Source organism: Bradyrhizobium sp. 613_E4_N2_2 (genome assembly GCF_052075995.1).
In the GTDB taxonomy this organism is placed as follows: Bacteria; Pseudomonadota; Alphaproteobacteria; order Rhizobiales; family Xanthobacteraceae; genus Bradyrhizobium; species Bradyrhizobium barranii.
Genome location: NZ_CP197234.1, coordinates 4,564,396 through 4,587,591, shown reverse-complemented (window position 1 = coordinate 4,587,591; position 23,196 = coordinate 4,564,396). Strand labels below are relative to the sequence as shown.

The following is a 23,196-nucleotide window of genomic DNA, read 5'->3' as shown; positions in this document are numbered from 1 at the left end:
TCATGGCTTTGAGGTGGATCGAGGCCAAGTGGGAGCAGCTGAGAGCGCTCTTCAAGAAGGAGCCATCACGCTGATGGACATGATCCGGCACGCTCACTCGACCGGAGCGTCACCCGATATCCGGACGCCAAATACCTGCGCGACCTGCGCATCGGTGCCGCGTAAGTCACCTTGCCGCGCGGGGAAAAACCGCGCGACGATGAGTAGCATTGCTTTTTTGATCGCACAGTTCGTTCTTCTTCGAGAGCAGATCTTGTCGATCGTGGGGGCGCTCTCGAGAGGCCAGCACATGATTGAGCTTTGGAACAAGTGGTACGGGACCTTGGCCTCTGTCGAGGCGGCTGGCAGCCGTCATCGTTATTGCCGTGGTGGACCGCTGGCATTCTTATGCTGATTGAGAGTCAGCGAGGCGGTCAGCCGGCACGATCGAGGGCGAGGAACGCATACGATACTACGATACGGACAAAGGCGAAGAGACGGCCCGGCTGCAGGGGTCAAGGGGGTAGGCCGGGGCTGCTCCGCCGGCTCGGCTAGGCAACCGAGCCGCAACGACTCAAATACCTGCCCTTGTCGTTCCCTTGAGTCCGCTGTCCCGGAAGAAACTCAAATGGGGGATGAGCCGGGGCCTAGAGGTTACCCTCGCGAGCACGGCCTCGAGGGCGCCGGGAAAACTTGGCACTAGCCGCGATGTTCCTGCGCGACTAAGGCACTTGATTTCGGCCGGTGGCTGATTTTAATTTTATGTTGCCGGGGCTGGTTTTCATTACGGATGAAATTGCGACCGGCAGGGGGCCGCCATACCGCGGCCCCTATCATTTGGATAGAATGAGCAGCTAGCCGAGCGCGCCACTCACCGCGTGCTCAGGCTCCCAGAGGGTCCAGTCCTGCCAGCCCCGGACCGGAGCCTTTTGTTTGGGCCGCCAACTGAGGCGGCCTTAGTGCCTGCTGATTGGCTCAAATCTATCGAGCCTCGTTGCGCCTTCCCAAAGCTCTACCGCGCGCCCGTCTACAAGCAATTTGGCTCGTTCCCGAGCTTCCGCCTCGTCCTCCACCACAATATCAACGCGGAGCGTTATGTGCCCCGCGCCATCGATTATATATGCCCGAAACTCTCGCATGATCCCGCTCTAAAACACCCCCAAGCAGGAACGAATTTAGAGCCGATCTAAAATCACGTCACTATCGAAATTAGGCCACTGCAAATTTCAAATTACGCCACTGAGGTCGGAAACAGGCTAGCGGCGTTAGCCCGAGACAAAACCGGTCTAGCTTTCTTGCGCGCAGCAGGGAAGGACAAGCGCGCCTGGAAAACTAGCCGTTGCCCTAATCTCTCCAGATCTCCTCACCGCATGGTGCACAGCGGTAAACCATCACTGCTCGGTCGCGCTTTACGTCCAGAACCGACGTGATGTAACGCGCGGGGAGCTTGCATTTAGGACACGGCGGCCCCGGTTGAGGTGCCCGCGACGACGATAGCTCGGGGTCGCTCATGACTCTCACCCCTCGAAGTTGCAGGTTCCTAAGTGCCAGAGTGAACATTTGTTCCAACGGGAAAAATGGGCAATCGAATCGAACCAGCGTTCACTTTTGAACGTTGCGAATTGAGGAGAACAAGGGAGACCGCCCTGGACGTGGTCGAGCGCTTCTTCATCGGACTAGCGATCATGGGTGGTACAGGTTTGCTTGCGTCGTTCGGCGCACTCCTTTCTATGTAGTTGGACCCGACACTCCGGTTCAAAACGTGACTTGCTTCGTCCAAAAACAGAACGGCAGCATCGCGCTGGTAAGGCGACGAATAATCACCCCAGCGAATAGCCGATACGAAATGAGCTAGCACAGCCAAGCAGACGCCCCTTACAGCGGCGCCCACATACCAGAGCTACACCTTTGGCCTGATGACGCGAGAAGTCTCTGATCCAGCCGGGCTCGTTCGTCATCTCCAGCTTCATGTCGCCTTCTCGGCGGTGGCTCCGTCCAGGAACGCGAGCCCGGACGTGACTTGTCGGCCACACGTCCGACTAAACCGAGACGGTTTGTCGGGATTCGGACAGACGAGCCAGCGCCATTTATTCAGCCTGTCAGCCATTGAAGTGGTGTGATCGGCGGATCAGCCCGGCGGTCTCCTCCAAGGGCCGCCGGGTTTTTCCGGTTTGCCAGTGGCTAGGGGCTGACGCCGCTGCGTGAGTGGAGGCAAGTGGATTGGATAGGAACGTTGGGCTAATTCCCCGATTGAACAGCAAAGGGGAGGATATCATGGTCCGTGACCTTTTGCTCCTGCTCGCCGTTTCAATCGTGTTGAGCGTATTTATCTGGAGCATCTTCGGAAAGTCGAAAACAAGGTCTGGGCATCCGCGAGGTGGAGCATCACTTTCTTTGAATGCCGCTCCGGATCTTTTCGACTGAGGTCTGAGTTCATCCGGAGAGGACCGAACGCTGACGCGTCCGTCGCCCGGCCACTTCAGCGCGGGCGGGCCCTTAAATCTCCTGCGCGCACTCTCGTGCGCCCAGCACGTTCTGCATAGGGTCAGCGGAGGATGGCCGTTCCCTCGAAGAACGAATGGCCGAGCAGGCCGCCAAACTCAAAGAGCAGGCCTGCCAGTTACCCGCCGGGCCGGAACGTGAAGCCCTGCTGAAGCGAGCACGCATCGCCGAGACCGGTGCGCACTTGAGTGATTGGCTGACCTCTTCCGGGATGCGGCAACCAGACCCAAGCCGCGTCGATCGCTAGGAACGCGAACCTGCCGTTAAGCATTTTTCGGGCATGCCAAGATACTTCTTCCACATCACCCACGAACGCACCGAGATCGATGACGTGGGAGAGGAGCTTCCGGACAAGCACGCCGCGTGGAGGGAGGCCACAGTCACGGCCGGGCAGATGCTTCAGGGCATAGACGGAAAGCTGAAGCCGGGGCGCGGTTGGCGTATGGAAGTGACGGACGAGTTTCAGAACACGCTCTACGTCCTGCACATCCAAGCTGAGAAGCCAAAGTGAGCGCTGACAAGAGCGAAGACATCCAACGCGAGGAGGAAAGCGCGGCAGGTTGTCCAAGACGATCAGGCGGCGCGCCAAACTAACGCACTCAAAATCAGACCTTTCCCATCCGGCTGATTGATCAGCATCTGCTTCACGCGCTCGGCTTCCGTCATGGTAAGGTTTGCCGCCAAGTCGGTCCCGATCAGAGCAGGTCCCTTACGTTCTCGATCATAAACCATCCAGCCGTTTCCACCCCGCCGAATAAGAAATCTCGACTGTGAAGATGCACGCTCATTCATGGTGGTCCACCAGCGCCTTAGATCTGTCGATCACGTACGGTTAGGCAGCCCTTCGTCTGCGGGACAGCCTCATAGCTCCTCAAGCACAACAGTAGCGGAGGAGCGCAAGATAGGGCCGTGAGGATCTCGCACTTCGATAGCTAGCCGACCCATCAAAGAACGAGGCGCGCCATCCAACACCGATTGGCCCAATGCCTCAAGCGCCAGCCTTCTGCAGCATCAACGTCCGGGAGATCGATGCCTTCATCGTCGATTTCGATACTGGTGTTGCTGTGATGGTCGAAGAAGTACTTGGGCATGGAGCATCAACCTGTCCGTAAAAGCCCAGTTCCTATTTTTCCCGACCCTCGTCCTGTCCGTTCGGCCGGCAACAGGGTATTTGTAAATTGCATTGCCCGTACAGATCGGGAAAAAATGGCATTATCAGGAACGTTCAAGAAGCTGGCTGAGTTGAAAGTCATGCGCCTTGCGCTCAAGTTTAATGTGCGCGGCGCAGCTACGCTGCAACGTGCATGCGCAGCACGGCCGCGTGAGGATCGCGATGTACACGACTGCGATATGCGATGAGCTGAGACAGGTAGAGCGCGATGTCGTTGAAGGAGAGCGGCGACTGGCAGAGCAAGAAGCGCTTGTTATTGAACTGAAGCGGCAGGACCTTGATACGGCCAAAGCTGAAGCCGAACTTGAACGGATGCGCGAAGAGCAGCGGCGTCGCGATCAGGATCGTCAACGTCTGCTCTCACGGCTGCAACCCTGAAGGAATTGCCGGCGAATGAGCCAACCTCCAGGGCAGCACGGGGCGGATTGGCCTACGCGGTGGAATTAGTCAGCAGATCTTCACCGGGTGGGATCAGCTTCACGTAGCTGCCACTTTCGCGCTTCCACAACCAGCCGCGCTCGATCGCGTGTTTGAGCCCGGCGCCAAATTCGCTGCCGCTGCCCTTCAGCTTGAACATATGATCCGGTCGATGTAGATGCGGCCGTCCTGCACGGCCGCGACGTTGGCTGCGAGCTCGAGGAGCTTGCGCGCGGCCGCTTCGGGGTCCGCGTAGGGGCGTTGCTCGGTGTGCTTCATCGGCTTGTCCCAATGGCCGCCTGCGCGGCGGTGATGTGCGCGCGGTGCGGGTAGCTCGAGGAACGGGCGGCGCTGATCCAGCGCGTGGAGGCCGATCCGCGGAAATGGAATGCCGACGAGATGGCTCAGGAGTTGGGCCCCTGGCTCACCCTCGAGGTGCGCCAAGCCCTCGGCCTTACCACGATCGGCAGCGTCGATGTCGATAAGGCCGGGCGTGAGAAACGCCGCGAAGATCGCAAGCGGCAGGAACGGGAGGACCATCGCCGCAATGATGGTGTTGTCCCTCGCGCCGAATATCTGGCGGCACATTCCAAGAGCCGCGATGAACTCTGGAAACCGCTCGGGATGTCGAGGGCGAAGTACTACCGGCTTGGCCTGCACAAGGCCGGTGAGACAGGTGCGTGTGTACACCAAAGATAAGGGAATCCCTGGTGTCCACGGTGCTGTCTCACGACTTCGACTTCAGCCTGTTCGGACCTCGGGGATCCAGGTGATGCGGGGAGCCGACATCGTAGCCCTATGGGCACGGCCTGGCTGAGACCCGGCCGACGCGGCGCCTCAGCGGCCGCGCGTGCACACCCGGCTCTCAACAGCCTGACCTCCAACGGAACCCAATCGACCGGGCGATCCGGGGAACAACAGCCTTGGCAACGAATCTGTTTGGGCCCCAGCCGATAGGTTATCCCCCAACCGCTGCAGGAAAACTCGCAAAATCTATTGCGATGATTGGGCGACGACAGGCATAATTTTCTGGATAGGCTGGACGGACTCAACTGCGATGGAAAAACTTCGAAAAGCAGATCAGATCTTGCCTGCCCGGGCAGCTGGCTACATCCGCGGTGAGATCACCGCAACTCAATTGGAGTTTGTGAAAGAACTCAGGAGGGGACTATTTGGCCGCTTGCGGCATAGACAGATCAGTGACCGCGCTTACGAGCTCTGGCAGCAAAGCGGCCGGCCTATGACGGGGCGGGATCTAGAGTTTTGGCTGGCGGCTGAGCGAGAGATCGATGCGCGATAGCCAAAGCTAGATCTCGCAACCCATCTGCCCAACCGACGCGCAAGCTGGCCAATAGCGCGCACCTCGGCGCGATGTTCGGCGGCACCGTCGGTGCGGCCGTCGGCGCCGGCCTCGAGATTCCGAATGCCGTGCTCGGCGGGATCCCGCGCGACGACTCCGTCGTGATCCACGAGCGCGTCCTCGTCGGCGAGCCGCTGCCCCCGACCGTGGTGCTGCGCCCCATGACCAACTACACCGAGTATCGCGACGCGGTTGTGAACGACCGCCGAGTCATCGTCGAACCGCGCACGCGCCGGGTCGTGAAAATCATCGACTGATCGATCAGAGCGTGAAGGCTTTGAAGAGCCAGGCCCTCCGGAGCTTCACCCCGCGGGGCCTTAGTTCGTCAGGCCGAATTGGCGCGAAACGCCGGCGCCTGGTTGGGAAATCCATTGCGCAAACCACTCGCGTGAATTGCCAGCATGGCCGCGAGAGTATCGTGATGTACACGACTGCGACGCTCGATGAGCAGATAGAGCGCGATGTCGTCGAGGGAGAACGGCAGCTCGCAAACCAAGAGATGCTTATTGTCGAACCGAAGACGACCAAAGCTGAGGCCGAACTTGATCGGAGGCGCGCAGATCAGCGACTTCGGAACCAAGATCGACAACGTCTCCTGTCACGGCTGCAACCCTGACTCTGCCTCTTCGCCGGTGCCTGGATCCAGCGCGGTGGCGCTCTCTGGCAGAAGCCGACCGGCCGTATTGTTGATCAATCCAGGCGCAATGAAACTTTTGGTCAGGGAGGATATTGTGCTGAGGAGCCTTACTATTTTGGGAGGCCGCCATATGGCAGATCCTGTTCGTCACCTGTGGACCTCAGAAGAAATTGAGAAGCTCAGGGCGATGGCTGGGAATCACCGGCGCGAAAAGATAGCCGCTGAATTAAACCGAGGCGCCCCGGCAGTGGCCCTCAAAGCGCATCAGCTCGGGATCTCTTTGCGATACCACGCCATGCCAAAGCGTCGACCATCAACAGCCGAGTCAGCGCCTCGCAAGTGACTCGATTGTTCTCGACCAGAAGGGCTCATAAGAAGCTCCGCAAGGAAACTAAGGCGGCCTCAGTTGGCGGCCTATTTCTTATCGGGCAATTTTTGCGGAGTCGCTTGGGTCTCGCAATGAGCAAGCCAAGAATCTCCCGCCAAGTTTCAAGCGCGAAGCTTATCCTCCGCAAAGCCAGACAAGCCGAGACTGGATTGCATGTGTGCGAGTGGCTGCGGTTCGCACCGAAGTAGCTCACAAAGCAAAGGACCGCTGTCGTCCACAGCGGCCCCACACGCTTTCCGGGTTTCGATAATTCAGAAATGAATGGCTTAACCAGCCCCGGAATGCCACTTTGCTCCGGTTAACAAATCGTTTCCATAACCTAAGTGATCAGCGCCCCTAATTCTTGCGTGGAGGCCCGGCTTGGCCACCGACGGCACTGCTGGGTCTGACTATCCTGAGGCGGCCGGATCACGACGGAAGGATTGCTCGGCGGTGTGGGGCTATCCGTACAAGCGAAGCCACTTCGTGGCGCTCCGGCGCAGCAAGATTTCGGCGCGATCCACCATCAACGTGGTGGCTTGGAGAGCGGGGAGGTCCATAGGAACTTTCGGAGGTGCAACCCATTGAGCGGTCATTCAAGTAGAGGACCGCTCTTGAACCACATCGCCGTTATCTTAATCTTGCTCGTTGGTGGCTCGTCGCTCGCCTTGGCCCAGAGTACAGGTGGATCGAGCAGTGGCGGCTCGGCGGCGAGTGGAACTGCGGCCGCCGGCTCGAAAGGTTATGCGGGTGGCACCCTATCGACCGGGCATACCATAAGCGGCACTGGGGGCTACTCCAGTCCCAACGTGGGCAACGCGCTCAGCCACGCAGCGACCGGCGACGTGGATGCTTCCTCGGTTAGTCCGGCTCCAACTTCCCACGACAACGCGGTAGATACGCCCGCCGCCGAACGCGCCATAAAGAATTTGGGCAACACCGATATCGGCATTCTCAAGAAGTAGACCATGCTACAAGTCGGCTCGGTCTTGGCGTTGGCGCCAAGGCTATGCAGGCGGCAGGTGATAGCATTGAGCACAGGATAGTCTGTCAGCTGCAGGGTAATCCTGCAGCACCGCCTCCTGAATTTCAGTTGGGCCTCTCAAGCCTCAAGACCGACGTCGTTGTGGCCATGGGTCAAAGACTGCCCTTGTTAGCCGGCATGACCTTGGTCGGCTCACTTTCCGGAAGCGGTCATTCACCTCGTTGGTACGGAGCACCACTAATTCGGGTGGCCCTGTTTTCCGAGGCCCCCTCAGTCAACAACCTTGCGTTCGATTGTCCGCCTCTGGGCGATCCACTCTGATCTTCTAAAGCTGGGATTACCTCACTCCATGGATTTGTCGCAGCGGAAGCGGACCGATGCCCGCAAGGAGGAGAGATGTACAGCGCGTGCCCAAAATGCCAGCGCAGCCCGGGCACGACTTCCGCCGCCTCGGTGTCGCAACCGATTAGCGATCGTGGCTCGCGGTCTAACGGGCTCGCGCGGAACTTGCTGCACCCGAGCGCCGCGGCTAATGCCATCTTTAGGTCGCGCAGTTCGTACGGATCGCTGGTGGCGAGACCCCGTTCGTTGTGTAGCGCCGCTTGTCTCGTTTTAGGCGCGCGGGCATCAAGGCTGGCCGAACTGTTCGAGTGCCCGGGGCTGATGCGATTTTGAACGTCCACATGAACCCGGCGCCGAAGCCGCTGCCACGCCTTACGCGCCTCCTCTCTGCCTCTTCGACCGTACGCGTCGGTCTCAACGCCCGCGTCAACCAATTCGCCGAAGAAGTCGAACTCGCTGGAGAATACACATTCCCAAGCGCCGGCAGCCGCGTGTCTCTTATTTTTGCGTACATGGTCCGCCGGGATCTTCCGCCCGGCGTTCTGGCAAATATTTGTTGCCGCGGTCCCGCCGACGCAATCCCGGCGTATTCCCGGCTTTCAACGATTTTGCGGTCTCCAAATGCTTTTGCAACGTATCTATCTGGCCGGAAGCATATTCTCCGGCAGCATCCTTACTTTTGGATGCCTTCTTGTATTCGGCGATATCCTTTTGGTGGTCTGCGATCATGTGTGTCGCGAACATTTTGACATCTTGTCATGTTCGGCTTTTTGCTTCGCATTCGGTGCGCTTGGTGAGTAACGAACCGCGCGGGCCCGCCAAGGCCACATCCGATATCAAGAATATGCATATCGGGGGTGACACCGAGCTGATCGATGAAATGGTCGGATGCCTGGCGGCCGCCAATATGAAACTCGTCTACGGGTGCGAGATCATCGACGGTCACCGAATCTATCGTCTTGCCGAGAGACTCGACCCCGCCGCGGATCGTCGCGATCAAGTTGCCACGCGTGTAATGGGTGGACATATCTTGCTGAGTTGTCATCTGCCAGCCGGTACCGGTGCCGGGTCGATGGAATCGATCTCACTCCCGAATACATCGAGACCGGACGGGTGCTCTGCGGCTGGGTCGGGCTCAGTACCGCATTTCGCTGCATCTGGGCAGCGCGCTTTCGATGCCATTTGCCGATGGTGTTTTCGACGGCGCCTACATGCTCCACGTAGGTATGAATATCGAGGTCAAATCCAAGCTTTGCTCGGAGGTCAGTCGCGTCCTGCGGCCGGGCGCGGTTTTTGGGATATACGATGTCATGAGGATCGGTGAGGGCGAGCTCAGCTATCCTGTGCCGTGGGCGACGACAGCTGCATCAAGCTTCGTGGTGGAGCCGGCGCATTACCGCAGCGCTCTGCAGGCGGCCGGCTTTGCGGTGATCGCCGAACTCAGTCGCCGAGACTTCGCGGTCACGTTCTATGACCAGTTCCGCGCCAGGATCATGGCGGCGGGCGGGCCACCCCCTCTGGGAATTCACGTTTTGATGGGCAGGAATGCATCGGACAAGATACATGATCCAGAACGTGGCCAGTGGCCACGTCGCACCGGTTGAGCTGATTGCTCGGAAAGCTTGATGGCGGTGCAAACAATTCCGCATGGCACCAAATGGACATCGATGTGCCCGCCGATGCGCATGTCTGCCTATTGGCCCTTTTGAGAAATAGCGTCCCGCTTCATGGATGTCCGCTCAGTGAGGCAGGGCGGACTAGATTTGCTAGGTTGAGTTCTTCGCGTTTTGACCCGAAGCCGACCATGGCAGCCGAACGCGCCTCCCATGACATCACCGCTTAAAGATTATCCGACTACCAGGAAACGTCAGACGCCCGGTCATATCCAGCACATCTTTACCATGCTATCTTTGTGCCCAGCGGGGCCATTTTGCCCCACGCAAATCACATCGCCCCGACGCCCCCGCGGTTATCACAGTGGTGGTTCGAGGAGGTTCCAATGCTTGCGAACCGTCGCGATTTTCTATTCTCCGGAGCCTACGCCGCTTCCGCAGCTCTATTCTGGAGTGCCGCCGCTCGGCTCAAGGCCGAAGAAACCGCCCCCCCGCCAGAAACCAATACCATCCGCCTCGCGAAGAGCCCAAGCCTCTGCATCGCGCCTGTGTACGTAGTAAGCGATCTGCTGAATGCCGAGGGATTCGCAAACGTCGTTCACGTCGAAACCGGATTCGTTGGTAGCGGCCCTGCACAAGACAAAGCTATCTGGAAAAATAGCGATGTCGACTTCGTCCTGAATTTCTCTGGTCCACTCCTTCTTGAGATCGATCGAGGCTTGAGCACTACCATTCTGGCCGGGATCCACGTCGGCTGCTTCGAGCTCTTCGCCAGGGAGGGCATACGTAGCGTCGCCGACTTGAAGGGTCGAACCGTCGGCATCCAATCGCTTGAGTCACCCCCGCATGTATTTTTGAGCGCGATGGCAACACTTGTTGGGCTCGATCCCGCCAAGGATATCGAATGGGTGACGAGCGCGAAGGTCAGACCGATCGAATTGTTTGCGGAGGGCAAGATCGACGCCTTCCTCGGATTTCCCCCAGAACCTCAGCGCTTGCGCGCGCAAAACATCGGTCGTGTCATCGTCAACAGTGCGCAAGATCGCCCATGGTCGCAGTATTTTTGCTGTATGCTGGCGGGCAATCGCGAATTCGTTCGAAAGAATCCCATCGCCACCAAGCGCGTGGTGCGCGCCATGCTCCGAGCCACCGATTTGTGCGTGAGCGCGCCGGCCTTTGTCTCACAGCGGATGGTGGATAGGGGTTTCGCGCCTCGTCTGGACTACGCGGTTCAGACTCTTGCGGACGTGCCGTACAACCGCTGGCGCGAGTACGATCCTGAGGACACAATCCGATTTTACGCGCTTCGTTTGCGCGAAGCTGGGATGATTAAATCAAGCCCTGCGAAACTCATTGCGGATGGAGCCGACTGGCGGTTCCTCAATGGGGTTCGACGTGAACTGGGAGGCTGATTCATCTAAAGCGCTTTCGAGGAGGTCCCGATGCATACAAATCGTCGCGACTTGCTGTTGGCTGGGGCCTGCGCCGCTTCCACTGCCCTGTTTGGGGGCGTGGCAGCGCGGCTGAGGGCGGAAGAGGCTAAAGCGCCGCCAGAGACCACGACAATCCGCCTTGCAAAGAACCCGAGCATTTGTATCGCTCCGCAGTACGTGGTGAGCGACCTCTTAAATGCCGAGGGATTCGCAGACGTCGTTTACGTTGAATCTGACGCCGGCGTGGAGCAAACCAAAGCAATCGCGAAGGGCGACATTGACTTCACCCTGCATTTCTCCGGTCCGCTTCTTCTCGAGATCGATCGGGGCGCGACCGTTACTATTTTGGCCGGGGTTCATGTCGGCTGCTTCGAGTTATTTGCCAAGGAGGGCATACGCAGCGTTGCCGATTTGAAGGGCCGAACCGTCGGCCAGCAGGGGCTTGGCAGTAGCCCGCACGTTTTCATCAGTGCGATGGCGACGCTTGTCGGACTCGATCCCGCCAAGGATATCGAATGGGTGACGAGCGCGAAGGTCAAACCGATCGAATTGTTTGCGGAGGGCAAGATCGACGCCTTCCTCGGATTTCCCCCAGAACCTCAGCGTTTGCGCGCGCAAAACATTGGTCATGTCATCGTCAACAGTGCGCAGGATCGCCCATGGTCGCAGTATTATTGCTGCATGCTGGCGGGTAATCGCGAGTTCGTCCGAAAGAATCCCATTGCCACCAAACGTGTAGTTCGCGCCATGCTCCGGGCGACGGACTTGTGCGTAAGCGCGCCAGCCTTTGTCTCGCAGCGGATGGTAGATGGGGGCTTCACGCCGCGCCGCGACTATGCGGTTCAGACTCTTGCGGATGTGCCGTACAACCGCTGGCGCGAATACGATCCTGAAGACACAATCCGTTTTTACGCGCTTCGCCTGCGAGAGGCGAGGATGCTCAAATCGAATCCTGCAAAGATTATCGCGGATGCAGCAGACTGGCGATTCCTCAACGAGGTTCGACGTGAACTTGGGAGCTGATTCGACGTCGTTTCTTGGTCAGCGCCCGCTCCCTGCAACGTCGCGAGAAAGTGAAAACGGCGCGGCGGTGAAGAACGGTCTTCCCGGCTTTGAGTTTCGACCGTCGTTGCGTACGAAATTGCTGATGGCCTTCTTCGTCATCGAGATGCTCTTGATCTCGGTTGGTGTAATCGGTCTTCTATCGCTACGCGAAGCGGACCAGCGGGCGAATCAGGTCGTTGGCCTGCAGCAGAAGATCGAGGCATATCGGCAGATGCAGCATAATACGCTTCGACAGCTTTATGGCGTATCCACCGCGCTCGCCTTTCCGAACGAAGCGACATTGGCCGTTGTGCTGCGGCAGATCAACCAGTTTGGTTACGACCTTGACCGCGTCTCGTTCGTCGCAAAGGACGAGGTGACGCTGCTCAACCAAGTGCGCGAAGAATATGCGCGTTTCATTGCCGTAGTTTCACACATCGTCGATCTCATCCGCGGCGGACGAGCAGCTGAGGCCAAACAGAGCGAACTCGCGGAACTCGGGCCTCTCGCGGACAAGCTCGAACGACTGACCAATCAATTGGTCAACCGGGCTGAAGCGGACATGGTGGCCGGCATAGATGCGAGCCGACGAACTTACACCAAATCCCAGATACTTGTCACTGCGGTCGCGCTCGCAAGCTTTGTGCTTACGCTGGTCCTGGGACATGCGATCTCCCGGTCTGTGATCGAACCGGTCCGCATCATTCACCACGGGCTGAATCGGATAGCGGCTGGTGATTTCGCCCAGCGTATAGAGGTCCCCAATCGTGACGAACTCGGGGAGCTTGCGGCGCATGTGAATTCGACCTGCGAAGAGTTGCAGCAGCTCTACCGACGTCTTGAGGAGGCCAGCCGTCACAAATCGCAATTCCTCGCCAACATGAGTCATGAATTGCGGACGCCATTGAACGCGGTGCTCGGCTTTTCGGAGCTCATGCTCGACGGCATATACGGCGATCCTCCGGAGAGAATGCGATCCGCCGTCGAACGCATCCAACGGAACGGCAGACATCTCCTCGGGCTCATCAACGACGTCCTCGACCTCTCCAAGATTGAAGCCGGACAGCTTCGACTTTCTCTGACCGACTACTCGGTCGAGGAATTGGTAGACGTTGTGCATACCTCCGTTGAGTCGCTCGCCGCGGACAAGAAACTGAGTTTAAGAATTGCTGTGCCGCCAGGCTTGCCGCCGGCGCGAGGAGATGAACGCAGGCTCGCTCAGGCCCTGTTCAATCTCGTGGGTAACGCGATCAAATTCACCGACGCCGGAGAGGTCCGGATAGAGGTAGAAGCGCGGGAGGATTCCTACGTATTTTCCGTTCAGGATACGGGACCGGGCATCGACGAAGTGGACCAGGCCAGAATTTTTCAGGAATTCCAGCAGGTAGATAACTCGATCACCAAGTCAAAGGGAGGCGCGGGATTGGGCCTCGCCATAGTCAAGCGCATCGTGGAGATGCATGGTGGACGGATCTGGATAGAATCCCGCCTCGGCCATGGCGCGAGATTCTCTTTTCTGGTGCCGGCCCGGCTCGAGCAGCAGGCGATGCAGACATGAGCAAGCGCGTACTGGTGGTCGAAGATCAGGAGGACAATCGTCAGATTTTGCGCGATCTGCTTGCAAGCGTCGGTTACGAAATGATCGAGGCGCACGACGGCGAAGAAGCGCTCGTGGCGGCGCGCACCCAAAGCCCGGACCTGATCCTGATGGATATTCAACTGCCTATTCTAGACGGATACGAGGCGACACGGCGGATAAAAGCGCAGTCAGATCTCCGCCATATTCCAATCATCGTCGTCACTTCCTACGCGCTTGGCGGCGACGAGGAAAAGGCGCGTACGGCCGGCTGCGATGCCTATGTCGCAAAGCCCTACAGCGCACGAAAGCTACTCGAGACGATCAACCGATACTTAACATGAGATTCTAGCGCGTACTGACGTGGAGCAGAGATGCATGTCCCACCCCGAATCTTGATCGTGGATGACAACGAAACGAATCGCTGCCTTCTTACCGCGCGCCTCGATGCCGAAGGCTATAAGACCATGGAGGCCGAAGATGGCGAGAAGACTCTCGCGATCGTGCGTGAAATCGCGCCGGACGTTGTCCTCCTCGACGTCATGATGCCGAAGATCGATGGCTTCGAGGTCTGCCGGCGGCTGAAGGCCGATACGACACTTGGATTTGTCCCAATCATCATGGTGACGGCGCGAACCGACTCGCAGGATGTCGTCGCAGGACTTAACGCAGGCGCCGACGAGTATCTGACCAAACCTGTCGACCATGCAGCGCTGGTTGCCCGCGTGCACTCCATGCTCCGCATCAAAGAACTGCACGATCGAGCGGAGGCCCAGGCCGCCGAGCTCGCATCGTGGAATAGAACGCTTGAGCAGCGTGTCGCCGAACAGGTAGCGCAAATCGAACGTGTTAGCCGTTTGAAGCGTTTTCTTTCCCCGCAGATCGCAGAACTCATCCTTTCTTCTTCGCCAAATGAATCCCTGGAGACACACCGCAGACAAGTGACGATAGTCTTCTGTGACTTGCGAGGATTTACCGCTTTCTCAGAAGTTGCTGAGCCCGAGGAGGTGATGGCCGTTATGAGAGAGTATCACACTGCCCTGGGCTCTGTAGTCCATGAATTTGAAGGCACGTTGGAGAGATTTATGGGGGATGGAATCATGGTCATCTTCGGAGATCCGATCCCTTGTCCCGATCCGTGCGTACGGGCTGTGCAAATGGCGGCCGCGATGCGGAGCCGTCTATCTGAATTGTCCAGCAAATGGCGGCGGGAAAGCCACGAGCTTGGTTTTGGGATTGGCATCGCACACGGATATGCGACGCTCGGCCCTATCGGTTTCGAGGGCCGCTGCGAGTACAGCGCGATTGGGACGGTGGTCAATCTCGCGGCCCGGCTGTGCGCGGAGGCGCGCGACGGCCAGATTTTGATCGATAGCAAGGTGCGCGCGGCGATCGACGACAGAGCCACGACACAGACGGTAGGCGAACTCATGCTCAAGGGCTTGCATCGTCCTATCACCGCCTACAACGTAGTTGAGACGATTTGAGTAACATTGTTAGAGCTGGAGGATCGTCATGAACTCTGATCAGGTTCGACAGGTAGTCGATGAGGCAAATCGCAGGTTTGGTGTAGCCGCCGCCAGCAAGGACTATGCCGGTATGGCTGCGTTCTATACCGAGGACGCCAAGGTTCTGCCGCCCGATGCGCCGATTGTTTCGGGGAGAAAGCCGATCGAGGAATTTTGGCGGACGGCGGCAGACGCGCTCGGTCTGATAGACGTCACTCTCAAGACGATCGACCTCGAGGTTGCCGGCGACACCGCTTACGAGATTGGCGAGGCCGACCTGAAGCTCAGCTCTGGACAGGCTAAGGTAAAGTACCTCGTTGTTTGGCTCCAAAGGGATGGCCGGTGGCACCTGCATCGCGACATCTGGAATAGCATGCCGACGAGCTAGAGGCGGACGGAGTATCGGCGCGATCCAATGCGTAACACGGCTTTCACGATAAGACTTGCTACGAGTTCGCACGCGCGGCCCTGACTAGTCGATGAGATGAGATGTCGCCTAGTGGTCCTGAGCTGAACGCCACTGAAGCCATTGCCACGTCTGCTGTCTGAAGGAAGCCTGACGCCTCCCGACTGAGAAGCTGACCGCTGCTTTTGACCAGCTGCGACATCCGCGCGCATATTGCTGTGATGCACAGTACCGATGGGATTTGAAGCATATGTTAGACTGTCGCTCGGCCTTGAGGGCGACGCGATGCGACGGCGCGAGTTCATAACGCTTGCCGGCGGTACGATGGTGGCGTTGCCGCTCGCAGCGTTGGCCCAAAAAGCGGGACGGACCTATCGCCTGGGTTGCTTGTCTCCGCATCCTCGCGATATCCAATTTAACGTACGTCTACGGCGCGCTGGTTTCATTGACGGCCAAAACCTCAGGATTGATTACCGCGCCTTTGCATCTCAGATCGATCTGATTTCGCAACTTGCGGCGGAGCTGGTCATAGCCCAACCCGATGTCATCTATGCTGCTGGACCCGAGGCAGTTAACGCCGTACAGCGGGCAACCAAGAGCATTCCCATCGTTGGGATCACAGGCGGCATGGTCGGGGAGGGATTGGTAAAATCGTTCGCCCGGCCCGATGGCAATATCACGGGGATCAGCATTTTTGCCCCTGAGCTTGACGGCCTACGGCAGGACCTCCTGATCGAAGCCGTGGCCGGGATTCGCCGCATGGCGGCTCTCGCCGACGACCTTTGGTTTGAACGCGTGGTGAAGTGGTTGCGAGGCGAGGCAAAGGTTCGCGCCCTGCAAGAGGCGGCGCGCACACGCAACGTTGAGCTTTCAATCTATCGCGTAACGAGAGCTGAGGAGATTGCAGCGACTATCGATAAGGCACAGGCATCGGGGGCCACGGCGCTGAATGTTCTTAATTCCGGGATGCTCGACGGCAATGGTCCACTGATTATGGAACGAGTTGCAGCACTGCGCCTTCCAACCATGTATCAGTGGGGAGTGCGGGCCGAGCAAGGTGGCTTTATCGGCTACGGTCCATCCTCCGATCACTTGGCAGACTTACTGCCCGATTCGCGGCGAGTCTTTTGCGCGGCACGATGCCTGCCGATCTGCCGGTCGAACAGCCGACGAAATTCGAGCTGGTAATCAACCTCAAGACCGCTAAGGCGATGGGTGTGATGGTTCCGGAGGTTTTGTTGGTGCGCGCCGACAAGGTGATTGAGTAAAACGATGCTGTTTGCTGCATTGCATGAGTCTGCAAGTGGCCCCTCGCTTCTGCTGATGCGGTGTAGCCAAATGTCGGTTCATAGGGGCATACCGGAAGTTTGCAACCGAGCGTCAAACCGACGCGATTGACCGGCACCGGACTCTGGCCGCTATTCCGAAAGGTTGGCGGCCCGCGCGGCCCGAGAGCTTCATCATCCTTCCGGATACATAAAGCGCGGCAATGAAGCGTTTTCACGAGGCCGTGATGGCCGCGTAACAATACGTTCAGTCTTCCTGAAGATTCGGAAGGAGCCGACGAAGCGACGCGCCGGGCGATTGGCACGTTGTTTGCGTCTGATGCATTAGGGTGACCGTAATGGTCTCCCGCAAGCTGCGCATTCACAAGGATGGAGAGGCCATGAAACGATTTGGATCTACTAGGTGGATTGGCGGTTTGTTTGAGGGCCAGGGGGCGGTCTCGACCGAGAGTCGCGCTTTGCAAAACTATCCCTATAGCTTCCTCACTCATTACGGCGAGACCTGCCCCGAAGAATTGATTGGCGCGGCCCACGCTGCGTGCTTCACTACGTCGCTTGTCAGAATGCTCGGAATGGCGAACTTCGTCCCCGAGCATGTGGAGAGCAAATCAGACATCATCCTCGAGAAGGATGAGGCCGGCATTTCCATCACCTCAGTTCATCTCACCGTCAGGGCGAAGATACCGGGCATTGACCGCGACATGTTCCAGTCAATCGTTTCGAAGGCAAAGGCGTATTCCCCAGTCTCCAAGTTGATGAATGCCGAGATTGGTTTTACGGCCACTCTGGTCTCATGATGCAGCTGAGACACGGGTAAATAGGCGTGGTTACGTTGGACCAAGCCGGCCGTTATCAACACCTAGCCAATCGGGCGCGTAGCTGCTGGCTTCGAACTGATGTCTGAGGCTCACCCGCAATACGACTAAAGGGCGCTAGTAAGCTCAATCAGGCCGATGTCGGCTTGTGGCCCATCGCGTCAGTTGGCGCAGTGCCACGACATGTCCGAAGCCGGGGGTAGACCGGAAGTCCCGAACTCAGGCGCAGACTGGCGCGATTGACCCGGAGCAGAAGTGTTCGGTCCAGTGTTCCACTGGGCGCCATGGGAACGATCAAAGGTTCGAGAGGTTGTGTCCGTGTGGCAGGTCCCACATGCCAGGAGGATGTTGTGCGTCAACTCCTTGGAATGATTGCCGCGATGATCTTGATGGCTTCCGGATCTGCGGCCCATGCCGGACAGACCGAGTATGACCCGGCCAAGGTTAGTGACAGCCTGAAGGCAGTTTTCCAATTCGGCTCGGTCTCGACCAAGAAGGCAATGAACGCCAACACGGTCACGCTGCTTACTGGCACGATCGGCGGCACCTATGTGCAGTTCGGTGCAGACCTCGCTTCCGTGCTCGACGACGACGGTAAGCTGCGCGTCCTGCCGATCACCGGTCGAGGCTCGGTGCAGAGCATCGCCGACATCCTCTTTCTTAAAGGCGTCGATCTCGGAATCGTGCGGGCCGACACGCTCGACTATCTCGAGAAGAAGGGCATCGCCAACAACATCAAGAAGCAGTTTACCTATGTGACTAAGCTCTACAATGAGGAGATGCAGGTCATCGCACCGAAGGCAGTCAAGACTCTAAGCGATCTCGAAGGTAAGACGGTGAGCGTCGACCTGCCCAATGGCGGCACGTTTGTGACTGCACTGACAATTTTCGAGCGGCTCGGGATCAAAGCGAACTTCGTCTATATCGAGCAGCGGATCGCAATGGAAAAGTTGAAGAAGGGCGAGCTCGACGCCGTCATCGTGGTGGGCGGCAAGCCATACGTGTCTGTCACTGCCTTCAAGAATGACGGCTCCTTTCATCTTGCTGCGGTCGATTTTTCGAAACCCCTGCAGAGCGATTATCTGCCGGCGACGTTGACCTCGAAAGACTATCCGAACCTGATTCCCGAGGGAGAAACGGTGGAAACGATCGCGGTGCCGGCGGTGCTCGCAGCATACAATTGGGCCCCCAACACTGAACGCCGTCGCAAGCTCGCCTTGTTCGTTGACGCCTTCTTCTCGAAATTCGCCGATTTGCAGAACCCGCCCTTTCATCCCAAGTGGAAGGAGGTCTCCCTGACGGCACCACTCGCGGGCTGGAATCGCCTGCCGCTCGCGCAGCAATGGCTCGACCAACACGGCGTCGAACCGGTAAAGCGACAACACTTTGAGGCATTCCTGCAAGAGAACCCGGCCGTCGCCAATATTCAGTCGGAGGCCGATAAGGAAGCACTATTCCGGCAATTTAAGACCTGGGAACAGGGGAGAAATGCGCAGGCACGGATGGACTCCCAGGTGGACTCCAAGAAGGTTCGAGAGCGGGACCACACCTTCCACTCGGCACTGCAAGCTGCACCTCCACGCCACCCGCCCCGCCGATCGCACCCAAGACGAGCACTCGGTAGCTTGACGGGGCAAGGCTCGGTGAGCGAATGCAGCTATCCGGATTTCTGCAATCGCACGAGCGAGGAAGCCTGGCGGAACCCATTCCTCGGCGCCACTCCGCCCGACGGCGCCAAACAAGGACTCTCAACTTCCGATGATCCGTTTCGGGGCTTCGCTCCGACACAGCCTGTTCTCAGATAACGGAAGCCCTTCGACCACCCGCTGATGTTCGTCAGCGGGCGCCGTATTGCGCGCCTCCTTCAAGACATGCCGCACCGCGAGCGAGGCCGCCCAACTGAGCTTGATCGAACTGTCGGTAACTCTTGATTACAGGCTTGCCACGTGGTCGACAAGAAACCCGCGTCAAACCCAGGAGCGTCGTGACGTTGCCGGAGGTCCGCTGCTAGCCCTAAGTGGACATGCCTTTGTCCGCGCCTGGTGTCCGATTTCGGGGCCTAACCCGGCATCACATGTGAGTACACGGACTAGATTGCGAACGTCGTACCAAGATTAAGGACCATCTTTACCATCCACTGGCCCCTGATCGTAAAGGTCATCGGGTTCGTGTTGGGTAAATCGAAATTAAAAAAGACGCTTCCACTCTTATTGAAAGCCACGCCGGACAAGTCATCTGGTGAAAAGGACACGTTTTGCGTGACGTCACCGCGATGCCCCTTAATGTCCTTCAACGAAAATGGGCCGCTGAAGGTGCGCATAAGTTGCGTGTCTAATTGGAAGTCCGTGTCCGCAACACCACTTCCCGAGATTGGTCCGGAGCAACCCAACAGTGCTGCGATGTTAGCTACCCTGCTGCCAATCTTAAACGATATCGATGCGGTGCCCGACGACGTGCGTACCCTCAGCACGTGCGCAGCAATAAACCAGTCGTCCGCCTTTGTGTCTGCTGCCACGGCCGCCTCCCGCTGTAACTGAAACCTCTCGCCAGCGACTGGAGATTAACCGTCCTGATGTCATACCCATGTGAAGAGGTTCACACGACGCAAAACGACATCGGGTGACGCGCCCATTGTGTTGTTCAACAGAAAGGCCGCAGCGGCGAACCACTGCGGCCTGCTGCCGGGTTAAAATTTATAAGTGAAATATGGGTCCAGCCCCGGCGAGATGAAGCCTACAGCGCGGGGCGGGGCGCAATGTCGTCGATGTTACACTGTGGGACAATTAAATGCGTCAGCTTCGCTGACTGAGGTGGGACTCGCCGGGGCTGGCGAAGGCGAGCCCTCAACCCCAAGGCCGCGAAAGCTAAAAGCTCCGGCTGCCTTGACGGACGCAGTAGTCTGCACCTGATCGGCGCAGATGCGAGCGTTAAAACAATATCGAAATTTGGCGGCTCCCTCAACGAAGCCAGCGTCAATTTACCGCTGATGCCCCAGGCCGATACCCAACACGATCGCCTTCTGACGTAGCGCGCCCTCGGTTCGCTTGGTCATCTTGGCGATTTTGACGACCGGCGTGCGAGCCTTGGAGTGCGCCTTCAATTCTTTGATATTTTCCTTCGTCCACTCGCGGCGAACCAGCTTTTTCTTCTTGGCCAAAACGGCGCTCCTTCAGTGTTGAGGGCGCGGTCTAACACACGAGGTGTCGCGTGCAACAATCACTCTTATTTCTTGCGGGAATTTAATGGCCGACAACGAACAGCTGCCAAGGCGGACCTGCTGCACATGCTAGAGATCCAGCGGCAACGTCCGGCCAGCGATGGCAAATACTACATCGGTGGCGCGAAGATCGGGCGGGAAAGCCGGTTAGGCCGCGGAAAGTGGATTGGAAGAGGAGGGCGGCGTGAATTGAGGTTTAGTGTATGACAGCTTCAGGTAATCCGAGTCATACTGTCAGCATTCATCGCGGGATTCGGTGGGCTGACATGAAGTTGGAAGTTGATCTTGTGCGGCAGTTGCTGCTGCACATCGATGAACACGCGACGCGACCAATCTCTGATCTAGACAGCATTACAATCGAAGGCTGGACAGACGATCAGATTGATTACCATGTCGTTCAACTTGAGGACGCGGGGTTTATTGAGGCGAGTATTGATAGTGTTCCCGACAACGAAGATCCCGACCTAGTCCACGTAGTCTACAGCGTGCGGCGCCTTACGTACAAGGGTCACGAGTTCGTGGAAACAGTGCGTGACGCTACGATTTGGCGGAAGGTCAAGGAGAAAGCCAAGGTCGCTGGTGCGGTGACGCTGCCCGCCCTCATGCAGGTCGGCGCGGCTTTCATCAAATCGCAGATAGGGCTGGGGTAGCTTTAAGCCTTTCGTCGCTATTCCCGTGTGTAAAACGGCCCTGCAACCTAGAAGCGGGTCTCGGAACATGCTATTCCGAACCAATAGCCGGGCCTAAGTCTCGGCTTTTTTTGTTGGTGCTGGAATGGATAAGGTCAGAGATATCTTTTCATATTTCGTGGCGGCCATGTCGATTTTCACAATGTTGGGCGCCGTTTATCAAGCGTTCAACGATCAGAAGGGCTCGGCGCTCACGCTCGGAACGATCTTTCTGGTGGGTGCGCTAATCGTCTTCTTACCGCAGGTGGAGTTCATTAAAACCCTAGGCGTAGAGGCCAGGCTGCGGCAGACGGTGACTGAAGCTGTGGCCACCCTGGCCAGTGTTAGACGGCTGGCTGAGATTTCTGCGCGAGCGAGCTATCTGACGATCGCATGGGGAAACCGGCTCGGAACGCCATCGGCTAAAGATAAGCAATCGGTACTCGATGACATCGATGCGCAATTGGGCGATCTAAAGGTGACTTCGGAAGGGCGTGCCGTAATCGTCAAACCATGGGTTGGAATGATAAGGGCCGACTTCTTTTTCTTGTACAGCCGCGTTGTCCGAGAGTTTGCTACGCTAAAAGCCAGCAGCTTTCGCGCGACACAGAGCCAGGAAGCTACTGACGCGGATATGGCTCATTCAGCGCTAATTACGCCGTGGTCGCAACAGACCAGCAACTTCGGAGCCATGGAACGATTGGAGGTCAGAAGCCTCTCGGTAGTTATCGACGAATACATGCCGGCTAAAGGTGGATGGCTGTCCGACAAAGAACTGGCGACATTTGAGACGTTTAAACAAGAACTCGTGCGCCTGAATGATGACTGCGCAAAGAAGGGCGGCTACACGGTGGAGGCCGCCGACTATTATGATCGATACAAAGAACGAGAGGCCGATAAGGAAAGGGCCAAGCAGCTTTGGGATGCATCGAGGTAGGCTGGCTAAGGTGTTCGCGCTTGGATGGCTTATTCAGGTGCTACCCCCTTGGCGACCCGGGCTCGGCACAGTGTCACTCGTTGTACAAACGTTCGAAACGCCACTTACACGCTGCGAGGGCCTTCTTGATATCGTCTATCGGGACTTCTGCGCCTTTCGTAGACCTGTTCGCCTCGAACGTGATTTTTCCGTCCGGATCCCCCGGATTCATGACCAAACTGAGAACGGTGCCGTCAACGAAGCTCTTGGTGGCAAAGCAGGTTGCTTCAGTTTCCCACGCCTGTCCGAGAACAATCCATCCTCCCTTTACGTCCTTCTTATAGAAGGTGTCAGCTTTTGCGTGCGCGGCGACCGTAAGCGCCACGAACATCGCCGCGGAGATCAGCGGAACGCGCTGAATAAAGCACATGGGCTTCGACAACTCGACGCTCTTGATACCGAAAAGTGAATAATCCATTCTGATCAGGGTCCGTCTTCGAGGGGGAGGAAAATGAGCAGGTGTGTGTTTGACTGGTCCAACTTTTGTCACCCTGGGCAGCTGAAGCAATGATCGCCTCACGAAAATAGTAGGCGATCCAGCTCACCGCGAACGGCCAAGCAGCCGCTTTGACGAACTCAACAGCCAAAATTATACCTCATCATCACAAACCACCCAGTTCTCACCGGGAAGGTCAAGATTTTTATTCGCTTCACATAAACTATTCTCAAAGTCGTTGACCGGCCGTCTGAGCTGCAGAGTCTGCGGCACACATTTCGAGCTGAAAAGTAAGACTTCCCGGCCGTCTTTCAGTTCTTTTGAAATCAGCTCCCCCACCCATGGCGCCCCAAACTCGTAGATCCTCAGCACGTCTCCTTGCTTCATTGTGAGGTGATGCCCGGAGCTTTGAGAGGGACAAATGCTGAGGGGGCGTCGGGGCTGGATGCGTCCGCTAA

At 57.7% G+C, this 23,196-nt stretch carries 28 protein-coding genes and 1 pseudogene; 18 read left to right on the top strand and 11 right to left on the bottom strand.

From position 1 onward, the window contains the following. Positions 1 to 2,557: 2,557 nt before the first annotated feature. Entirely contained in the window at positions 2,558 to 2,728 is a 171-nt protein-coding gene (locus AB7290_RS21960) for a hypothetical protein (RefSeq protein ID WP_167768337.1), read from the top strand. A 33-nt stretch (positions 2,729 to 2,761) separates the two neighbouring features. Then, a complete protein-coding gene (locus AB7290_RS21955; RefSeq protein ID WP_085399377.1) occupies positions 2,762 to 2,992 on the top strand; it encodes a DUF6894 family protein in 231 nt (76 codons plus the stop codon). A 62-nt stretch (positions 2,993 to 3,054) separates the two neighbouring features. Here AB7290_RS21955 and AB7290_RS21950 read toward each other — a convergent pair whose 3' ends face one another. The 5 genes from AB7290_RS21950 to AB7290_RS21930 all read right to left on the bottom strand — a co-directional run bounded on the left by AB7290_RS21950 (position 3,055) and on the right by AB7290_RS21930 (position 4,657). Then, the gene (locus AB7290_RS21950) at positions 3,055 to 3,273 is read right to left on the bottom strand and encodes a hypothetical protein (RefSeq protein WP_085399376.1); all 219 of its coding nucleotides are present in this window, start codon (positions 3,271 to 3,273) and stop codon (positions 3,055 to 3,057) included. A 152-nt stretch (positions 3,274 to 3,425) separates the two neighbouring features. Further along, positions 3,426 to 3,572, bottom strand: a complete 147-nt coding sequence (locus tag AB7290_RS21945) for a DUF6894 family protein (protein WP_161495768.1) — start codon at positions 3,570 to 3,572, stop codon at positions 3,426 to 3,428. 197 nt (positions 3,573 to 3,769) lie between these two features. Then, on the bottom strand, positions 3,770 to 4,003 hold the full coding sequence (locus AB7290_RS21940) for a hypothetical protein (RefSeq protein ID WP_193560940.1): 234 nt from the start codon (positions 4,001 to 4,003) through the stop codon (positions 3,770 to 3,772). Between the two features lie 79 nt (positions 4,004 to 4,082). Beyond that, positions 4,083 to 4,229, bottom strand: coding sequence for a hypothetical protein (locus tag AB7290_RS21935; protein WP_343287588.1), 147 nt, complete (start codon positions 4,227 to 4,229; stop codon positions 4,083 to 4,085). Further along, positions 4,217 to 4,657: a hypothetical protein gene (locus tag AB7290_RS21930; RefSeq protein ID WP_343287589.1), complete on the bottom strand. Its 441-nt coding sequence runs from the start codon at positions 4,655 to 4,657 to the stop codon at positions 4,217 to 4,219. The genes AB7290_RS21935 and AB7290_RS21930 overlap by 13 nt, the downstream gene beginning before the upstream one ends. A gap of 469 nt (positions 4,658 to 5,126) precedes the next feature. On the opposite strand from AB7290_RS21930, the gene AB7290_RS21925 reads away from it, so the two are divergent. Then, positions 5,127 to 5,369 (top strand): DUF2934 domain-containing protein, encoded by a 243-nt coding sequence (locus tag AB7290_RS21925; RefSeq protein WP_085399375.1) that lies wholly within the window; start codon positions 5,127 to 5,129, stop codon positions 5,367 to 5,369. Beyond that, entirely contained in the window at positions 5,366 to 5,686 is a 321-nt protein-coding gene (locus tag AB7290_RS21920) for a DUF1236 domain-containing protein (RefSeq protein WP_085399374.1), read from the top strand. The genes AB7290_RS21925 and AB7290_RS21920 overlap by 4 nt, the downstream gene beginning before the upstream one ends. A gap of 68 nt (positions 5,687 to 5,754) precedes the next feature. On the opposite strand, the gene AB7290_RS21915 is transcribed toward AB7290_RS21920, so the two are convergent. After that, a complete protein-coding gene (locus AB7290_RS21915; protein ID WP_193560941.1) occupies positions 5,755 to 6,018 on the bottom strand; it encodes a hypothetical protein in 264 nt (87 codons plus the stop codon). 1,029 nt (positions 6,019 to 7,047) lie between these two features. Between AB7290_RS21915 and AB7290_RS21910 the strand changes: the two genes are divergently transcribed. Further along, entirely contained in the window at positions 7,048 to 7,398 is a 351-nt protein-coding gene (locus AB7290_RS21910) for a hypothetical protein (protein ID WP_085399372.1), read from the top strand. Positions 7,399 to 8,258: 860 nt separating this feature from the next. Here the strand turns inward: AB7290_RS21910 and AB7290_RS21905 are convergent. Further along, positions 8,259 to 8,504 (bottom strand): DUF4142 domain-containing protein, encoded by a 246-nt coding sequence (locus AB7290_RS21905; protein WP_244623506.1) that lies wholly within the window; start codon positions 8,502 to 8,504, stop codon positions 8,259 to 8,261. Between the two features lie 317 nt (positions 8,505 to 8,821). Here AB7290_RS21905 and AB7290_RS21900 point away from each other — a divergent pair, with 317 nt between their 5' ends. The 11 genes and pseudogenes from AB7290_RS21900 to AB7290_RS21850 form a co-directional block, all read left to right on the top strand. Further along, positions 8,822 to 9,364, top strand: coding sequence for a class I SAM-dependent methyltransferase (locus tag AB7290_RS21900; protein WP_161495831.1), 543 nt, complete (start codon positions 8,822 to 8,824; stop codon positions 9,362 to 9,364). 395 nt (positions 9,365 to 9,759) lie between these two features. Beyond that, positions 9,760 to 10,785 carry an ABC transporter substrate-binding protein gene (locus AB7290_RS21895; protein ID WP_085401431.1) on the top strand — a complete coding sequence of 342 codons (1,026 nt, stop codon included), beginning with the start codon at positions 9,760 to 9,762 and terminating at the stop codon, positions 10,783 to 10,785. Positions 10,786 to 10,815: 30 nt separating this feature from the next. Beyond that, positions 10,816 to 11,829, top strand: coding sequence for an ABC transporter substrate-binding protein (locus AB7290_RS21890; protein WP_085401432.1), 1,014 nt, complete (start codon positions 10,816 to 10,818; stop codon positions 11,827 to 11,829). Next, entirely contained in the window at positions 11,777 to 13,408 is a 1,632-nt protein-coding gene (locus AB7290_RS21885) for a sensor histidine kinase (protein WP_085401433.1), read from the top strand. Before AB7290_RS21890 ends, AB7290_RS21885 begins: the two co-directional genes overlap by 53 nt. Further along, complete coding sequence (locus AB7290_RS21880) at positions 13,405 to 13,770, top strand: response regulator (RefSeq protein WP_028154221.1); 366 nt, start codon at positions 13,405 to 13,407, stop codon at positions 13,768 to 13,770. Before AB7290_RS21885 ends, AB7290_RS21880 begins: the two co-directional genes overlap by 4 nt. A 57-nt stretch (positions 13,771 to 13,827) precedes the next feature. Next, complete coding sequence (locus AB7290_RS21875) at positions 13,828 to 14,913, top strand: response regulator (protein WP_244623515.1); 1,086 nt, start codon at positions 13,828 to 13,830, stop codon at positions 14,911 to 14,913. Positions 14,914 to 14,941: 28 nt separating this feature from the next. Next, entirely contained in the window at positions 14,942 to 15,322 is a 381-nt protein-coding gene (locus AB7290_RS21870) for a YybH family protein (protein WP_049808026.1), read from the top strand. Between the two features lie 252 nt (positions 15,323 to 15,574). Then, entirely contained in the window at positions 15,575 to 16,528 is a 954-nt protein-coding gene (locus AB7290_RS21865) for an ABC transporter substrate binding protein (protein ID WP_085401435.1), read from the top strand. Further along, complete coding sequence (locus AB7290_RS21860; RefSeq protein ID WP_434057395.1) at positions 16,480 to 16,608, top strand: ABC transporter substrate binding protein; 129 nt, start codon at positions 16,480 to 16,482, stop codon at positions 16,606 to 16,608. The genes AB7290_RS21865 and AB7290_RS21860 overlap by 49 nt, the downstream gene beginning before the upstream one ends. Positions 16,609 to 16,964: 356 nt before the next feature. After that, entirely contained in the window at positions 16,965 to 17,423 is a 459-nt protein-coding gene (locus AB7290_RS21855) for an OsmC family peroxiredoxin (RefSeq protein WP_275552156.1), read from the top strand. Positions 17,424 to 17,809: 386 nt separating this feature from the next. Then, positions 17,810 to 18,919: pseudogene (locus tag AB7290_RS21850) on the top strand (TAXI family TRAP transporter solute-binding subunit); the annotation flags it as partial. 611 nt (positions 18,920 to 19,530) lie between these two features. Here the strand turns inward: AB7290_RS21850 and AB7290_RS21845 are convergent. Together AB7290_RS21845 and AB7290_RS21840 are read right to left on the bottom strand one after the other, a co-directional pair. Further along, positions 19,531 to 19,956: a hypothetical protein gene (locus tag AB7290_RS21845; RefSeq protein WP_063982908.1), complete on the bottom strand. Its 426-nt coding sequence runs from the start codon at positions 19,954 to 19,956 to the stop codon at positions 19,531 to 19,533. Between the two features lie 462 nt (positions 19,957 to 20,418). Beyond that, a complete protein-coding gene (locus tag AB7290_RS21840) occupies positions 20,419 to 20,598 on the bottom strand; it encodes a hypothetical protein (RefSeq protein WP_038960078.1) in 180 nt (59 codons plus the stop codon). Between the two features lie 326 nt (positions 20,599 to 20,924). Between AB7290_RS21840 and AB7290_RS21835 the strand changes: the two genes are divergently transcribed. Next, the gene (locus AB7290_RS21835) at positions 20,925 to 21,308 is read left to right on the top strand and encodes a DUF2513 domain-containing protein (RefSeq protein WP_161495833.1); all 384 of its coding nucleotides are present in this window, start codon (positions 20,925 to 20,927) and stop codon (positions 21,306 to 21,308) included. Between the two features lie 124 nt (positions 21,309 to 21,432). After that, positions 21,433 to 22,263 carry a hypothetical protein gene (locus tag AB7290_RS21830; protein ID WP_245344088.1) on the top strand — a complete coding sequence of 277 codons (831 nt, stop codon included), beginning with the start codon at positions 21,433 to 21,435 and terminating at the stop codon, positions 22,261 to 22,263. Positions 22,264 to 22,336: 73 nt separating this feature from the next. Here the strand turns inward: AB7290_RS21830 and AB7290_RS21825 are convergent, their stop codons facing one another. Beyond that, on the bottom strand, positions 22,337 to 22,720 hold the full coding sequence (locus AB7290_RS21825; RefSeq protein WP_085401438.1) for a hypothetical protein: 384 nt from the start codon (positions 22,718 to 22,720) through the stop codon (positions 22,337 to 22,339). A gap of 171 nt (positions 22,721 to 22,891) precedes the next feature. Then, entirely contained in the window at positions 22,892 to 23,110 is a 219-nt protein-coding gene (locus AB7290_RS21820; RefSeq protein WP_144030743.1) for a hypothetical protein, read from the bottom strand. Positions 23,111 to 23,196 lie beyond the last annotated feature (86 nt).

What these genes read in the sequence shown, in the direction of transcription:
- AB7290_RS21960 (WP_167768337.1), top strand. Translation starts at nt 2,558, where the DNA reads ATGGCCGAGCAGGCCGCCAAACTCAAAGAGCAGGCCTGCCAGTTACCC.
- AB7290_RS21955 (WP_085399377.1), top strand. Translation starts at nt 2,762, where the DNA reads ATGCCAAGATACTTCTTCCACATCACCCACGAACGCACCGAGATCGAT.
- AB7290_RS21950 (WP_085399376.1), bottom strand. Translation starts at nt 3,273, where the DNA reads ATGAATGAGCGTGCATCTTCACAGTCGAGATTTCTTATTCGGCGGGGT.
- AB7290_RS21945 (WP_161495768.1), bottom strand. Translation starts at nt 3,572, where the DNA reads ATGCCCAAGTACTTCTTCGACCATCACAGCAACACCAGTATCGAAATC.
- AB7290_RS21935 (WP_343287588.1), bottom strand. Translation starts at nt 4,229, where the DNA reads ATGTTCAAGCTGAAGGGCAGCGGCAGCGAATTTGGCGCCGGGCTCAAA.
- AB7290_RS21930 (WP_343287589.1), bottom strand. Translation starts at nt 4,657, where the DNA reads ATGTGCCGCCAGATATTCGGCGCGAGGGACAACACCATCATTGCGGCG.
- AB7290_RS21925 (WP_085399375.1), top strand. Translation starts at nt 5,127, where the DNA reads ATGGAAAAACTTCGAAAAGCAGATCAGATCTTGCCTGCCCGGGCAGCT.
- AB7290_RS21905 (WP_244623506.1), bottom strand. Translation starts at nt 8,504, where the DNA reads ATGTTCGCGACACACATGATCGCAGACCACCAAAAGGATATCGCCGAA.
- AB7290_RS21895 (WP_085401431.1), top strand. Translation starts at nt 9,760, where the DNA reads ATGCTTGCGAACCGTCGCGATTTTCTATTCTCCGGAGCCTACGCCGCT.
- AB7290_RS21890 (WP_085401432.1), top strand. Translation starts at nt 10,816, where the DNA reads ATGCATACAAATCGTCGCGACTTGCTGTTGGCTGGGGCCTGCGCCGCT.
- AB7290_RS21885 (WP_085401433.1), top strand. Translation starts at nt 11,777, where the DNA reads ATGCAGCAGACTGGCGATTCCTCAACGAGGTTCGACGTGAACTTGGGA.
- AB7290_RS21880 (WP_028154221.1), top strand. Translation starts at nt 13,405, where the DNA reads ATGAGCAAGCGCGTACTGGTGGTCGAAGATCAGGAGGACAATCGTCAG.
- AB7290_RS21870 (WP_049808026.1), top strand. Translation starts at nt 14,942, where the DNA reads ATGAACTCTGATCAGGTTCGACAGGTAGTCGATGAGGCAAATCGCAGG.
- AB7290_RS21865 (WP_085401435.1), top strand. Translation starts at nt 15,575, where the DNA reads ATGGGATTTGAAGCATATGTTAGACTGTCGCTCGGCCTTGAGGGCGAC.
- AB7290_RS21860 (WP_434057395.1), top strand. Translation starts at nt 16,480, where the DNA reads ATGCCTGCCGATCTGCCGGTCGAACAGCCGACGAAATTCGAGCTGGTA.
- AB7290_RS21855 (WP_275552156.1), top strand. Translation starts at nt 16,965, where the DNA reads ATGGTCTCCCGCAAGCTGCGCATTCACAAGGATGGAGAGGCCATGAAA.
- AB7290_RS21835 (WP_161495833.1), top strand. Translation starts at nt 20,925, where the DNA reads ATGAAGTTGGAAGTTGATCTTGTGCGGCAGTTGCTGCTGCACATCGAT.
- AB7290_RS21830 (WP_245344088.1), top strand. Translation starts at nt 21,433, where the DNA reads ATGGATAAGGTCAGAGATATCTTTTCATATTTCGTGGCGGCCATGTCG.
- AB7290_RS21825 (WP_085401438.1), bottom strand. Translation starts at nt 22,720, where the DNA reads ATGGATTATTCACTTTTCGGTATCAAGAGCGTCGAGTTGTCGAAGCCC.